Below are 13,145 nucleotides of genomic sequence, written 5' to 3'. Positions count from 1 at the left end.
TTTTTTTAAACTGTCTATTTAATAGGGTACAGTTCATACTTATAATCGGTGGTATTTTGTATTATTTTAATAAGTAGAAAAGGGTGTCGTGATGGAAACAATATCAGTATTTTTTAATTTGGAGAGTTTAGAAGTGGCTAAGTTTTATTTGTTTGGACCAGTAAAGTGGTTGGATCTACTCGTTGTGCTAATGGTGGTAGACATCATCACAGGAGTTATGAAAGCAATCAAAAAGAAAGACTTGCGTAGTCGATCTGCACTGTTTGGTTACGCTCGTAAGATTGCCATGTTTGGGATCATCATCGTGGCAAACATTGTAGATAGAATACTGGATTTAAACGGCATGGTTGCCACGGCGACTGTGCTTTTTTATATGGCTAATGAAATCTTATCAATTACAGAGAACGCAGCACACATTGGTTTAAAAGTTCCACCAGTCATTATGGAGAAATTACGTGGTTTTAATCAGCATGGACCAGAAGAACAACCAAAATCAGAGGAGAGTGAAGAGAAATGAACATTAAACAAGATCTAATTCCAACATTAGCAAGCAATCGACCAGGTACAAAAATTGTCGCAACTTATATTACGGTGCATGAAACAGCTAACACGAATAGGGGAGCGAATGCAGAGATGCATTCCCGTTATATTAAAGGAGCAGATGCGCGGTCACGTTCCGTGTCATGGCATTTTACCGTAGATGATAAAGAAATCATTCAGCATCTACCAGTTAATGAGATGGGATGGCACGCGGGCTCACAAGGAAACCGCCAATCTGTTGGAATTGAGCTTTGCGTGAACTCTGATGGTGATTTTGAGAAAGCTAGGGCAAATGCTGTATGGCTTGTTCAACGTTTGATGTATCAATTGAACATTCCGTTGTCCCGAGTTGTCACACACAAGCATTGGACAGGTAAAAACTGTCCTGCACAGTTGTTGAATCAATGGACTGCGTTCAAATCTCTTGTAGGTGAATCTTATTATGAAGCACCTGAAACGGGAGGTACGGATGTCTCAGGTGGCACTTACACAGTAAAGAGCGGTGATACACTCACTTCTATTGCTAAAGCTCATAACACAACAGTGGATGCATTAAAGAAGGCGAATCCTTCCATTAATCCGGACAGAATTCAAGTTGGTCAGATCCTTAATCTAAGTGGAGCAAAACCGATTGAATCAGAGCCATCAAAACCAGTGAATGCATTCATTGCTTCTGCTCAGGAGTTCTTAAACAGCCGAAACTACCCGACTAAAGCGATATTTGAAGAGTTGGTTGTAGATGGACTTGCAGGTCGTTTAACAACGGATGCCTTAGTTCGTGTCTATCAATATTTTGCCGGGGTTGGGATCGACGGCAAATTCGGGCCCAAAAGCAAAGCTGCTGCCAATACGTTGCGTCACGGATCAACCCATCAATGGTGGGTACGCCTTTTACAATCAGCTTTAAATGTGAAAGGATACAAACTGGCGGTTGATGGTGATTTCGGTTCAGGTACAGAACAAGCAGTTCGATCCTTCCAACGTGCTATAGGAATTGGCGTGGATGGTATTTCCGGTCCGAATACATGGGAGCAATTACTTAAGTAAAAATAGCCCTTCCGTTTGGAGGGGCATAATCTCTAGTGACATGGCGTATGTATGAGTATACTTGTTTGTGGACAGAATTTAACTTAAAAAGAGTGAAAATAGGTACAATTCAAGGCCCATCCCCCATTACCAAGAACCTCACCTCGCCATCCCACATAAAAAAAGCCTCCCACTCCTAGAGTGAAAGGCCCTTCTCTTATAATGTTTCTACTAAAATACTCGCAATCACAATCGAACCTGTTGTAACAGTTGCGAATCCACCCATTAGCATGGGGGTAACCATGTTTTTCATGATGGTTTCGCGTTCTTCTTCTGTTTCGCCAACTTCCCGCGCTACTTCTTCACAGAGAATATAATCGGTTGGAAATCCGAATAGTGCGGTTAAGGCAACGGGAATTCCTAGGTTTTTCTTATATTTAAATAACTTCGACATCAGGAACCCTCCAGTTAAAACCCCAAGAGTACCAATGATACATATTGTAATAACCTGTGGTAAATAGCTTAAGAATACGTCTGGTGTTACTTCATCCATAGATGAAATGACAACAATCATTAAACTAGCCATAAAAATGCCTGTTGAGTTTGCTTTGTTTAGCATTTGTGGTTGAAGCACTCCAAAATATGCACCGGCAATTCCAATAATTAAACAAAAAATAGAGTAATTTATGCCTGTTAATGCGTCCAAGCCAATGGCAATGGAACCGGCAATAAACAGCTGGGCGAGCAATATAACAGGAGTTTGATATTTTACTGGAAGTAATGATTTACGTTCCTGAACCTGATGTGCATCACTTGAACTGTTTCCGTTCTCTTTATACGTTCCATCTAAAATAGATGCTTTAATCGATAAGGCGTGTTTTTTTAAGAAAAAGGACGCTATAGGAATCCCCGCAAGCTTATGGATAGAAAGTATAAGAGCAGGTAGTACAGCTAGATATCCTAGTCCGATTTCTGTTAGCTTTTCACTTGTAAGTAAAAAGGCAACAATGCCCCCTACTACAGGTCCGGCACCAGCCACTGCCGTTGTATAATCAAAAATCACTGAAACAATTAAAAGCACTAAAGCAACAGCGAATAACGAACTCGTTACAGCGATCAAAATAGGCTTAACCTGTCCCTTGATTTGGGAGAATGGAATGAGCGTTCCCAAATGGACGATGAGAGGAGCAACGGCTAAGGAGCCGAATGTTTTTAGCAAAGATTCTGACATAATACCGGTTGGCAAAATACCTGTCCAAATAAATGCAAGGTAAATCATTAAAGAAGCCAGCAGCATTGGAATACGAGCTTTTGTTAAAATTGAGATAAGTTCTCCTAATGCTAATACTAGTAATAAGATCATGGTGACAATAACTGGATTCATGATGATTTCCCCCAATAATACTAAATATAATCTGTTTTTCTTTACTAATTTGTATATTCAGACTTCTTTGTGACTGAATAATCTAACACAATAAAAGATATCATAGCACATTCGTCATAATTCGACTAATTTTTTAATTCATTTTATTTACTATATAACTGAGAGGTAAAGAAGCCAGGGGGACATATAATATGAAAATAGAAACGGAAAGGTTGATTATTCGCCCTTTTTATAAAGACGATTGGGAGGAATTACATACATATACTTCTGATAAAAACGTAATGTTTTATCTTCCTGAAGATCCATTCACAGAAAAAGGCGCTAAACAATTTGTATCTGACAACTGCGGAGAGAGTGCAAAGCACTTTGCAGTTACCTTAAAACACACAGATAAATTAATTGGTCATCTATCCTTTTATGCATGTTTTGGTGAGTTTACGTATGAGATTGGCTGGGTTTTTCATCCTTCTTTTTATAATCAAGGTTATGCAACGGAGGGCGCATCTGCAATGATTGCCTATGCTTTTCAATCAATGGATGTTCATCGGATTATCGCCACCTGTCAGCCAGAAAATCCAGCGTCATATAAAATAATGGAAAAAATCGGCATGAGAAGAGAGGGGCATTTCAAAAAATGCATCCCATATAAAGGTGAGTGGTGGGACGAGTATTATTACGCGATCTTAAGGGAGGAGTATAGGGTTGAATTATAAAAAGTGGTTCAAAAAAAGATAGTTGATGATATTGACAATATTGATGATTTTGATGATGTGCCTGCTGGTGGCACTATTAGTGATGAACATTTACTCTATTATCTTAAACAGGGTCGAGAGATCGAGTTTATGTATAATAAAATAGAATACTTTATTTGTCACTCGGTAGAAGGCAGAGCGGTTTGGAGTGGGACAGTGAGACTGACTGATCATTATGATGATCGAAACGAGGAGTTTATTAATACGGCTACAATTGAAGGAGTGACAGTGGCTGAGATTTTTAAAAATAAACAAGCTGAGATCACGACTATATTTTAAATCAAAGTATTCCGACAGTGTTTTCCTAATAATTAGACACGATTGTTTCCCTTAAGGAAAAGATTTGGTATGATCGTATGGGAATAATCATCTACTAAGTAGGATAAAAAGGGAGAGAATTATGAGCAAACAACTTGTTTTTGGACATAAGAATCCGGATACGGACACAATAACATCAGCGATTGTCTATGCTGAACTTAAAAAACAGCTAGGGGCAGATGTGGAGGCAGTTCGTCTTGGAGAAGTAAATGGCGAGACAGCATTTGCCTTAGACTACTTTAAAACAGATGCACCTCGTCTAGTAGATACAGTAGCAAATGAAGTCTCTGATGTCATTCTGGTTGATCACAATGAGAAGCAACAAAGTGCGGATGATATTGAAGATGTGCGTGTGGTTGAAGTCATTGACCACCACCGCATTGCTAACTTTGAAACAAACGAAGCGCTTTATTATCGTGCTGAGCCAGTTGGATGTACGGCAACGATTCTATTGAAGCTATTCAAAGAGAATAATGTAGCAGTTACAAAAGAGCTTGCTGGATTAATGTTATCAGCCATCATTTCCGATTCACTTCTTTTTAAATCACCAACGTGCACAGATCAAGACGTTGCTGCAGCAAAAGAGCTTGAAGTGATTGCAGGTGTTGATAGTCAAACATACGGTTTAGAGATGTTAAAAGCAGGCGCAGACCTAAGTCAAAAAACTGTAAAAGAACTCATTTCTCTAGATGCGAAGGAATTTTCCATGGGCGATAAGAAAGTAGAGATTGCTCAAGTGAACACGGTAGATGTGCAAGATGTGCTTGCTCGTCAAACAGAAATTGAAGCGGAAGTGACAACGGTTATTGCGGATAAAGGCTTAGACCTGTTTGTATTTGTGATTACAGATATCCTAGCAAATGACTCTGTTGTGCTTGCTCTTGGAACGGACACTAGTGCGGTTGAGACGGCATTTAATGTGACATTAGATAACCATGTTGCGAGCCTACCAGGTGTTGTTTCAAGAAAGAAACAAGTAGTACCTCCGTTGTCTGAGACATTTAACTAAGAAGAAAGTGGGACCCCTAAATAAGGGGTCCTATTTATTTTCCCAATACATGTATATGTTTTATAGACCCCCTTCACAGGTTATAGAGAAATAGATACAGATTGAAAGGGGTTACGCAGCATGAAATACGTAGTAGCAATGATGATGGTTTTTACCTTGGGATTAGCAGCATGTGGGAACGATGAACCGGAGACGGATGCATTTGAACCTGAATCAAATGTAGATGTGCCCGAGTCCGTTGATGCAGAGGCAAGAGCAGAGCTGATGAATGATGAAGGGAATTCGGTGGGTGTAGCAAGTTTCATCCTTTCGCCTGATGGAAAGCTGTTTATAGAAGCGTCAGTAAGTGGAATGGAGCAAGGATTTCATGGATTTCACATTCATGAAGCCCCATCTTGTGAGCATGATCATAGTGATGGAGCCTTCACATCAGCAGAGGGACATTATAATCCAGATGACGCCGATCACGGTGCTCATGCAGGGGACATGCCGCCTCTTTACGTGAATGAAGATGGAACAGCACAAATGACGTTCAGCTATGATCGTTTAGACGCAGAGGCATTAATTGGTGAAGCATCTGTGATGATACATGAAGGTCCAGATAATCTTGGTCATATACCAGATAGATACCAATCAAGTGAACAAGACGAGTCTGGCCCTGATGAAGAAACATTATCAACGGGTGATGCAGGAGATCGAGTGGCTTGTGGAGTTGTCGAAGCCGCACAATAAGTTAAAAGCAGTGGACGTTTATTAATGTCCACTGCTTTTTCTTTTTCATTGAAGAAGTGCAGTTCATGGTGATAGAGGTATGATTTTTGGGAATGGAAGACACTTATTACTAACTGAAGCCGCGTCTTGGTAAGAGGCACATGTTCTTGTCAGGAGAGGGATCTGTCTTGATAAGAGGAACAGGTTCTTGCCAAGAGAGAGAACCGTCTTGGTAAGAGGAACAGGTTCTTGCCAAGAGAGGGATCCGTCTTGGTAAGAGGAGCATGTTCTTGCCAAGAGAGAGAACCGTCTTAGTAAGAGGCAGAGGTTCTGGCCAAGTGCCGAACCCTTCTTGCTAAGACTCAACTCTTTCTTGCAAACCTTCTCCCCTCTTAAAAAGCGTTCTCCTTAAACAGAAGCTTTTGATAAGGTGAATAGACTCAATATTGGAACAATAATAACTGCACTAAGTAATGCCCAGATTAAGGTCAGGCTTGTGCCTTGGTAAAAAGCAGCGGCGCTAATGAAAATTTCTTGATGAACAGTAGGGATTAGGACGACTAGTATCATCACGAGCAGTGCTATATACACAGCTAATTGTCCGAACCTGAACAACAGACTTGCCATGAAGTATAGTAGGAAACTAAAGAACATGGATAGAATGAAGTCTAGGCTAAAGTTGGTCCAGAATCCTGCTTCATCTCCAAGAACAGCTGACCAGGTGAATGGCGTTAAAAAGTGAGGTAACACACCTTCTTGTGTTGAGATTGTGATAAATAATAAAAGTTGATTTATGAGATTAAAGAGAATGGCTACAAGTAGAATATAAACAAGGCTACCTAGCACAAATTTATTTCTTGTTAATCCAAGATGGATGGAGTAATCGAAGTCATCCTTTACTAATTTAAAAGCAGTGATTGCCATAAAAACAAACAACGGGACATTTGTAGTAACATACATTTCTGGCGTATCAAAGAGGGCAGCAATCGAATAAAATCCGACCACAATTGCGACTAATACTGTCCAAAAAATAATCATACCTTTTTTAAGGTCAGATGAGTGCAAACGAAGCTTGGCAACAAGTTGATTCATGTGAAAGACTCCTCCTTATGATTTGTCAGGTAAACCATGAGCTGTTGTAACGGGATTTTCTGTCTTGTGCAATTTGCTGTATATGAAAAGTCTGTAATTGATCTTCATCTACATAAAGAGTGACACTATGGTCGCCCATAAAGCTAGACCGGTCTAATACTCGCCCTTGTGAGGAAAGAGATTCAATTGTATCCTTTGGACCTGTAATCATAAACGCTCTCTCTTGAAGGTTATTTATGGTTTCGTGCATAGAGATCTGTCCTTTTTTCATAAAATAAATCTCTTGAAATAAGTCGCTGACCTCATCAATTAAATGAGTGGATAAGATAATGGTTCTTGGATGTTCTGTATAGTCCTCGAGGAGGGCGTTATAAAATTCTTCTCTTGCATGGGCATCCATCCCAATATAGGGCTCATCAAAAATGGTAAGAGGTGCGCGACTTGATATGCCTACTGTGATTCCAAGCGCTGATTCCATCCCTTTTGATAGCTGCGCCACCTTTTTGTGATGGGGAAGTTCAAATAATTCAAGAAGTTCAAGTGCTTTTTCACTACTCCAATTTGGATAGAAGGCTGGCATCATTTTTAAAATATCCTTGATGGTAAGTGTAGGTTTAAAGTTCTTGCTCTCCCGAATAAAGCAAATTTGGTTTAATGTATCAAAATGATTAAATGGTTTATGGCCATTCACTTCAATTGAACCGGAATCGGGAAGCGACTTACCTGCAATTAAGTTAAGCAAAGTTGTTTTACCGGCTCCGTTCCGACCGAGGAGTCCGTAGATCATGTCTTTTTCAAAGGTGCATGAAACGTCAGTTAAAACCTGATTTTTCTCTAATTTTTTTGAAAGCTGATGGACAGTTGCTAGGTTGGTCATCTTAATCGTTTCCTCCCTCATCAATCATTTGTTTGATTTGTTCTGTGCTAAGCTGCAGGTATTCGGCCTCCTGCATCAATGGAACAATATATCGTTTGTAAAATTCAACTTGGCGCTGTTTGAGAAGAATTTCTCGTGCTCCTTCTGCTACAAACATTCCTACACCCCTTTTTTTGAAGAGAATCTCTTGCTCAACTAGAAGATTAATTCCTTTTGCCGCTGTAGCTGGGTTAATTTGATAGTGCTTGGCAAATTGATTTGTAGATGGGACCTGCTCCCCCTCTTTTGTCGCACCATTAATGATGTCGTCTGAGATGCGTCTGGCTATTTGTAAAAAGATTGGCTGACTATCATCAATTGAATGAGACATAGTAACCTCCTTGGTTCATTACTCATGTAATTAACTATAGAACCCCTTTTAATATATGTCAATAGGTAAATTCTTGTTCGGAAAAGATACTTACTAAAAGACATTCATCTTAATGAAATGTGGGAAGCTCTTGATGTATGTACATCTGTCTTGGTGTTGAATTGAATTTGCTTGAAAACGATCAACCCAGCTTAATGAGAGCAAAATATATCTTGGTAATGAGCCGCTCATCTTATTAAGTACCAAAACCAAGCTTGGTGATGAGCCGCTCATCTTACTAAGTATCGAATCCAAGCTTGGTAATGAGCCGCTCATCTTACTAAGTACCAAATCCAGCTTGGTAATGAGCCGCTCATCTTATTAAGTACCAAAACCAAGCTTGGTGATGAGCCGCTCATCTTACTAAGTATCGAATCCAGCTTGGTGATGAACCGCTCATCTTACTAAGTATCGAATCCAAGCTTGGTGATGAACCGCTCATCTTACTAAGTACCAAAACCAGCTTGGTAATGAGGGTCAAGTCCTAATTTATGTGTAAAATACCTCGTCACTATTTTCAAGTCTTGATCTTAATGAATAATTTGTTTTCATTATCGGTTTAGGATAGAGGAGCCGTCGGCTCCTCTATTTCATATTACGTTTCAGGCAAATACTTTCTCTTACACAACTTCATTTCGTCGTAATCCTTCAGAACCGCTCCAATCAAACGGAACGCGGATTGTTGATTAGGGAAAATACGTATGACCCCTTCTCGACGGCGGACTTCTGAATTCAACCGCTCTAGGTTGTTTGTGCTTCGCAATAACGGATGATACGATTTCTGCTCGCTCATATATTGAATGGCATCTTCAAGTCCTTCTTCAAGTTTATTTAACGCGTTCTCATACTTCTTCTGTCCTTCGTAATTGGATGCGATCTCTTGATAAAGGGCTCGTGCTTCTTTTTGAGTTTGGCGAGTAAAGATATCTTTAATCAATGAGCGAAACGTTTCTGTTTCTTTTTTTGGAAGGGCGCTAAAGATATTTCGTTTAAAATGAACGGTGCACCGCTGCCAACTTGAGCCTGTAAATGCTTCGTGGATCGCTGCTTTTAAGCCTTTGTGGGCATCTGATATCACGAGTTTTGGAGATAAAAGCCCACGCGATTGAAGACTTTCGAAGAAAGATTCCCATCCAAGCTTTCGTTTCATCATGTGTAATATGAAAACCAATGATTTCTCTTTTGTGATCTTCATTCACGCCCACAGCGATGTAGACTGCTTTGGACACGACTTTTTGGTACTCGCGTACCTTAATATAAAGCGCATCAGTATAGATATAAGGATATTCTTTTCCAACTAAAGATCGACTCGACCACTCTTTGACGAAAGGATCTAACCTTTCTGTTAGACTTGATACAAAGGATTTAGACACATTTTCTCCGCACAGTTTCACGACCGCTTGAGTCACTTTGCGTGTTGAAACCCCTTGGACAACCATTTCAACCATCGTTGCTATCAGTGCTTGATCTGTTCGTTGATAGCGCTCAAAAAGAGACGGAGAGAACTTTCCATTACGCGAACGAGGCACCTTAAGAGTGATCTTCCCAATTGAAAGCATATAATCTCTCTCATAGTACCCATTACGATAATCAACCCGATCTCCAGTGCGTTCATAAGAGCTGGATTTCAGATACTCATCGCGCTCCTGTTCCATCATTTGATTGAGAATCAGAATAATCGAAGATTTAATCGTCGCATTTAAATTTGAGCCTATTAATTCCTCTTTAATTACATCCATATCTACGTTAAAATTAAATTGGGTCATGTCCCATTCCTCCTGTTGATGATTTTCTTGGCGAAAATAGTGTATCACGAGGATGGGCCATTGGCCTTTTTTTTATTTTTACTTTTACACAATTATATGGACTCTACTTTATTCTTCTTGATTTGCCTTTCAAACTGCTTCCCCGACCTTCCCAAATAAAAAAACCTGAGCACATTCGTAAAATGTACCCCTTGTAAAGGACATTTAAAAAAAGCCTATGCGATTTTTAGAAGATGATCACTGTATTTTACAGGGGTCATCTTCTTTCGGTTCCATTGATATCTATGGTAATTATAGTAGTTCATGTATTGCTTGATTTCTTTTTGAACCTCTCCCAATGTCAAACAGCTTTTAACAGAGGTTTCGTCTTTCAAATGTCCAAAGAATGATTCAATGGGGGCATTGTCCCAACAGTTCCCCCTTCTGGACATGGATTGATGAATGTTAAGTTGCTTAACCTTCTTTTGGAAGTGAGGATGGGTATAGTGAACCCCTTGATCAGAATGTATAAGTGTATCTTTGTCTTTCTTAAACCGTTTGTTTTTCTTCAGTTTTTCAAGTGTATCTGTGGCTAATTCCATCGTCATTCGATCCGACACCTGATATGCCAGTGCTTCACCACTTGTACCATCCAATATGGCTGATAAATAAGCTCTGGAGTTCTGCCCATAATTCAAGTACGTAATGTCGGTTAACAACACTTTTCCTGGTTTCCCTTGATTGAATTGACGCTTCAGTAGGTTAGGGACTACTGAGTGTTCCATGGTTGCCTTCATGATACGTCTGTACGGATTCGCCTTTCGGAAAGGACAGAAAATGTGATATTTTTTCATGATTCTTCGAATTCTTTTCAAATTATAGACAATCTTAAAATGACCCGCCAACGTCATTTTTATTTGGCGCGCGCCTTTTTTACGATTTTTATAATGAAACGCTTTTAAAATGATTTCTTTCACTACTTCGTCTCGTACTTCCTGCCGTTTTCTACGTTCTTGAGCTTCATGAGAATAGTACCTATAGTAGGCGCTTCTGGACACGCCGGCGATCTCACAGAGGTAGCGCACCATCTTCTTAAGCTTATACTTTCTAATCACGAAACGAATGAGAATGAACTTTTGACTGGGGGAGAGGACTATTCCTTTAGCCCCCTTTCTGCGAATCGGATCTTTTTTAGGAGTTCATTTTCTGCCTTTAGTAAGTTCACTTGGGCCTCAAGTCGAGCATTCTTTTCCTCGAGAGAGACTTCTCGTTTTCTGGGTCTCCCGGCATTTCCTGTCCTTGTATCATCTAGTCCCATAACCCCATGTTCCTTATAAGCTGCGCCCCATCTTTTACTGGCGGCTTGAATGCGTGTCATACCAATACTATGTACATCAAATCCAGCCTCTTCAAAGACCTGTTTGGAGAATTTCCCTTTCTCCTTCTCAGCGATAAAGTGGCTTTTAAATTCATTTGTGTAGGTAATTCCTTTAGAACTCACGGCTTTCACGTAGGGGTTCATGGATAATTGGTTAATTTCTTTCTCGGTAAATGTTTTTTTACTCATGGTGGCTTCCTCAATTTCTACTAAGTTGTCTACTTGTCATTATACAAAAAAGTACCCTATAGGTAGACTTTTTTTACGTGTCTACTCTATAGGGTACATTTTATTCGCTCAGGTAGTGGTTTAATGTGTATTCGAGTAAGGAAGCTTGGTTTTGATAGCCGGAGAACTGCTGATAACTTTGCTGCAGCTTTTGTGGGGTTTCACTTTCAATTGCGTATAGTCCTTTTCGGAACATGATGTTATACAGTTGTCGCTGGCAATTTTGTGATTCTTGATAAATGGTATTGATGTCTTGATAAAGCTGAGAATGGCTTGCTTCGTTTTCGGCGATATCATAAGCTGACGTGATATATTTTTCTGTCGTCAGCATGTCGGTAATAAATTCACGGTCAGTCATGTGTGTATCTTTTGGGAAAGCTGTTTCTTGGTTTTGAATTTTCATTAGGGATCTCCTTTCGTTATTGAACAGTAGGCTGTTCGGTTGTTGGTTTTAGGTGGGTGAGTAGGCGCTCGTAGTGTCGCTTGTGCATTTGTCCGGCTTGATTAATGGCTTCTTTTATTTCTGCATCCTGACAGTTCGACGCGTAAAAATAAGCTTTTTTCATAGCAAGTAGGTTCCACGATAACATGTCATTGATGTAGAGATGATCTTTTGTTGAAATGACTTGAGGTGGTTCGGAGATGAAGTTCTGTTGCTGGTTTGCTTGTGTTCCTTGTTGTTGCTGCATGTAAATGGCCTCCTTTTTAACATTAAATTTAAGTCATACGCTCTTAGTTTGAAAAAAAGAGGCTGATTTTATCCATCAAAAGCGTATCAATTGTAGCGAACGTAAAAATCGGACATAATAACAGTTGATATAATCTCAAAGGAGGTGCCATAAATGAGTGTAACGTTTTACCAGTATCCAAAATGCGGAACATGTCGTAAAGCAAAAAAGTGGTTAGAGGAACAAAACGTTGAAGTGAACGCTGTACATATTGTTGAATCTCCACCTTCTGCCGACACGTTAGCTGATTTGTATCAGAAAAGTGGGCTCGAGCTTAAGAAATTTTTTAATACAAGTGGTCAAAAATACCGTGAATTGGGTTTGAAAGATAAGTTAGCTTCTATGAGTGAAAGTGAGATGTTGGAACTACTTTCATCTGATGGAATGCTTATTAAAAGACCAATTACAACAGATGGTAGCAAGGTAACTCTTGGATTTAAGGAAGAACAATTTGAACAAAACTGGAGCTAACTCGTTTTTTTTATGAGGAAGTTCGGTTATAATGAATGCAGAATCGAACAAGTTGATGGAGGGGTTATAACATGAGCAACAAATTACCAGCAGAACTTAAATATTCAGAGGAACACGAGTGGGTCAAAACTGAAGGAGAGAAAGTCCGTATTGGTATTACAGACTTCGCTCAGTCTGAGCTTGGAGACATCGTGTTTGTTGAACTACCAGAGGTTGGCGATGAAATTGAAGCGGACGAGCCGTTTGGCAGTGTTGAGTCTGTAAAAACCGTTTCTGAGCTGTATGCTCCTATTAGTGGAAAAGTAGTTGAAATTAACGAAGAGTTAGATGATTCACCTGAATTCGTTAATGAATCACCATATGAAAAGGCTTGGATGATTGTTGTTGAGCCTAAAGACTCTGCAGAAGTTGAGAAGCTTATGTCTGCAGACGAATACAACACAATGATTAGCGAAGATTAATCGAATGTTAAACCCA

Annotated in this window: 14 protein-coding genes and 2 pseudogenes; 8 read left to right on the top strand and 8 right to left on the bottom strand. The window is 39.7% G+C overall.

Annotated elements, in window-relative coordinates:
- Positions 1 to 91 precede the first annotated feature (91 nt).
- Together NDM98_RS08570 and NDM98_RS08565 are read left to right on the top strand one after the other, a co-directional pair.
- Positions 92 to 517: a phage holin family protein gene (locus NDM98_RS08570; protein ID WP_251606363.1), complete on the top strand. Its 426-nt coding sequence runs from the start codon at positions 92 to 94 to the stop codon at positions 515 to 517.
- Entirely contained in the window at positions 514 to 1,587 is a 1,074-nt protein-coding gene (locus NDM98_RS08565) for an N-acetylmuramoyl-L-alanine amidase (RefSeq protein WP_251606361.1), read from the top strand. The genes NDM98_RS08570 and NDM98_RS08565 overlap by 4 nt, the downstream gene beginning before the upstream one ends.
- 196 nt (positions 1,588 to 1,783) lie before the next feature.
- Here the strand turns inward: NDM98_RS08565 and NDM98_RS08560 are convergent, their stop codons facing one another.
- Entirely contained in the window at positions 1,784 to 2,950 is a 1,167-nt protein-coding gene (locus tag NDM98_RS08560; RefSeq protein ID WP_251606359.1) for a hypothetical protein, read from the bottom strand.
- A 191-nt stretch (positions 2,951 to 3,141) separates the two neighbouring features.
- On the opposite strand from NDM98_RS08560, the gene NDM98_RS08555 reads away from it, so the two are divergent.
- The 4 genes from NDM98_RS08555 (at position 3,142) to NDM98_RS08540 (ending at position 5,761) form a co-directional block, all read left to right on the top strand.
- Positions 3,142 to 3,663 carry a GNAT family N-acetyltransferase gene (locus tag NDM98_RS08555; protein ID WP_251606356.1) on the top strand — a complete coding sequence of 174 codons (522 nt, stop codon included), beginning with the start codon at positions 3,142 to 3,144 and terminating at the stop codon, positions 3,661 to 3,663.
- Between the two features lie 3 nt (positions 3,664 to 3,666).
- The gene (locus NDM98_RS08550; protein ID WP_251606353.1) at positions 3,667 to 3,981 is read left to right on the top strand and encodes a hypothetical protein; all 315 of its coding nucleotides are present in this window, start codon (positions 3,667 to 3,669) and stop codon (positions 3,979 to 3,981) included.
- A 121-nt stretch (positions 3,982 to 4,102) separates the two neighbouring features.
- Complete coding sequence (locus NDM98_RS08545) at positions 4,103 to 5,029, top strand: manganese-dependent inorganic pyrophosphatase (RefSeq protein WP_251606351.1); 927 nt, start codon at positions 4,103 to 4,105, stop codon at positions 5,027 to 5,029.
- A 120-nt stretch (positions 5,030 to 5,149) separates the two neighbouring features.
- Positions 5,150 to 5,761, top strand: coding sequence for a superoxide dismutase family protein (locus NDM98_RS08540; RefSeq protein WP_251606349.1), 612 nt, complete (start codon positions 5,150 to 5,152; stop codon positions 5,759 to 5,761).
- 387 nt (positions 5,762 to 6,148) lie between these two features.
- Here the strand turns inward: NDM98_RS08540 and NDM98_RS08535 are convergent, their stop codons facing one another.
- The 7 genes and pseudogenes from NDM98_RS08535 to NDM98_RS08505 form a co-directional block, all read right to left on the bottom strand.
- Positions 6,149 to 6,832 (bottom strand): hypothetical protein, encoded by a 684-nt coding sequence (locus tag NDM98_RS08535; RefSeq protein WP_251606347.1) that lies wholly within the window; start codon positions 6,830 to 6,832, stop codon positions 6,149 to 6,151.
- A gap of 25 nt (positions 6,833 to 6,857) precedes the next feature.
- Positions 6,858 to 7,709: an ATP-binding cassette domain-containing protein gene (locus NDM98_RS08530; protein ID WP_251606346.1), complete on the bottom strand. Its 852-nt coding sequence runs from the start codon at positions 7,707 to 7,709 to the stop codon at positions 6,858 to 6,860.
- A gap of 1 nt (position 7,710) precedes the next feature.
- Positions 7,711 to 8,079, bottom strand: coding sequence for a GntR family transcriptional regulator (locus NDM98_RS08525; protein WP_251606345.1), 369 nt, complete (start codon positions 8,077 to 8,079; stop codon positions 7,711 to 7,713).
- Positions 8,080 to 8,713: 634 nt separating this feature from the next.
- Positions 8,714 to 9,884, bottom strand: a pseudogene (locus NDM98_RS08520) (IS256 family transposase).
- Between the two features lie 215 nt (positions 9,885 to 10,099).
- Positions 10,100 to 11,470 (bottom strand): annotated as a pseudogene (locus NDM98_RS08515) (IS3 family transposase).
- A 60-nt stretch (positions 11,471 to 11,530) separates the two neighbouring features.
- Positions 11,531 to 11,872, bottom strand: a complete 342-nt coding sequence (locus NDM98_RS08510; RefSeq protein WP_251606340.1) for a spore coat protein — start codon at positions 11,870 to 11,872, stop codon at positions 11,531 to 11,533.
- Between the two features lie 16 nt (positions 11,873 to 11,888).
- On the bottom strand, positions 11,889 to 12,158 hold the full coding sequence (locus NDM98_RS08505; protein ID WP_251606338.1) for a hypothetical protein: 270 nt from the start codon (positions 12,156 to 12,158) through the stop codon (positions 11,889 to 11,891).
- A 153-nt stretch (positions 12,159 to 12,311) separates the two neighbouring features.
- Between NDM98_RS08505 and NDM98_RS08500 the strand changes: the two genes are divergently transcribed.
- Both NDM98_RS08500 and gcvH read left to right on the top strand, forming a co-directional pair.
- Positions 12,312 to 12,668 (top strand): arsenate reductase family protein, encoded by a 357-nt coding sequence (locus tag NDM98_RS08500; protein ID WP_251606336.1) that lies wholly within the window; start codon positions 12,312 to 12,314, stop codon positions 12,666 to 12,668.
- A gap of 71 nt (positions 12,669 to 12,739) precedes the next feature.
- Positions 12,740 to 13,129, top strand: a complete 390-nt coding sequence (gene gcvH / locus NDM98_RS08495; protein WP_251606333.1) for a glycine cleavage system protein GcvH — start codon at positions 12,740 to 12,742, stop codon at positions 13,127 to 13,129.
- The last annotated feature ends 16 nt before the right edge of the window (positions 13,130 to 13,145 follow it).

The sequence above is a fragment of the Alkalicoccobacillus plakortidis genome, assembly GCF_023703085.1.
Lineage (GTDB): Bacteria > Bacillota > Bacilli > Bacillales > Bacillaceae_D > Alkalicoccobacillus > Alkalicoccobacillus plakortidis.
The sequence above is the reverse complement of the archived record's forward strand: the minus strand, read 5'-3'. Positions and strand labels throughout refer to the sequence as shown.

Bases quoted from the DNA above. Each gene is read 5' to 3' on its own strand.
- NDM98_RS08570 (WP_251606363.1), top strand. From the start codon at position 92: ATGGAAACAATATCAGTATTTTTTAATTTGGAGAGTTTAGAAGTGGCT.
- NDM98_RS08565 (WP_251606361.1), top strand. From the start codon at position 514: ATGAACATTAAACAAGATCTAATTCCAACATTAGCAAGCAATCGACCA.
- NDM98_RS08560 (WP_251606359.1), bottom strand. From the start codon at position 2,950: ATGAATCCAGTTATTGTCACCATGATCTTATTACTAGTATTAGCATTA.
- NDM98_RS08555 (WP_251606356.1), top strand. From the start codon at position 3,142: ATGAAAATAGAAACGGAAAGGTTGATTATTCGCCCTTTTTATAAAGAC.
- NDM98_RS08545 (WP_251606351.1), top strand. From the start codon at position 4,103: ATGAGCAAACAACTTGTTTTTGGACATAAGAATCCGGATACGGACACA.
- NDM98_RS08540 (WP_251606349.1), top strand. From the start codon at position 5,150: ATGAAATACGTAGTAGCAATGATGATGGTTTTTACCTTGGGATTAGCA.
- NDM98_RS08535 (WP_251606347.1), bottom strand. From the start codon at position 6,832: ATGAATCAACTTGTTGCCAAGCTTCGTTTGCACTCATCTGACCTTAAA.
- NDM98_RS08530 (WP_251606346.1), bottom strand. From the start codon at position 7,709: ATGACCAACCTAGCAACTGTCCATCAGCTTTCAAAAAAATTAGAGAAA.
- NDM98_RS08525 (WP_251606345.1), bottom strand. From the start codon at position 8,079: ATGTCTCATTCAATTGATGATAGTCAGCCAATCTTTTTACAAATAGCC.
- NDM98_RS08510 (WP_251606340.1), bottom strand. From the start codon at position 11,872: ATGAAAATTCAAAACCAAGAAACAGCTTTCCCAAAAGATACACACATG.
- NDM98_RS08505 (WP_251606338.1), bottom strand. From the start codon at position 12,158: ATGCAGCAACAACAAGGAACACAAGCAAACCAGCAACAGAACTTCATC.
- NDM98_RS08500 (WP_251606336.1), top strand. From the start codon at position 12,312: ATGAGTGTAACGTTTTACCAGTATCCAAAATGCGGAACATGTCGTAAA.
- gcvH (WP_251606333.1), top strand. From the start codon at position 12,740: ATGAGCAACAAATTACCAGCAGAACTTAAATATTCAGAGGAACACGAG.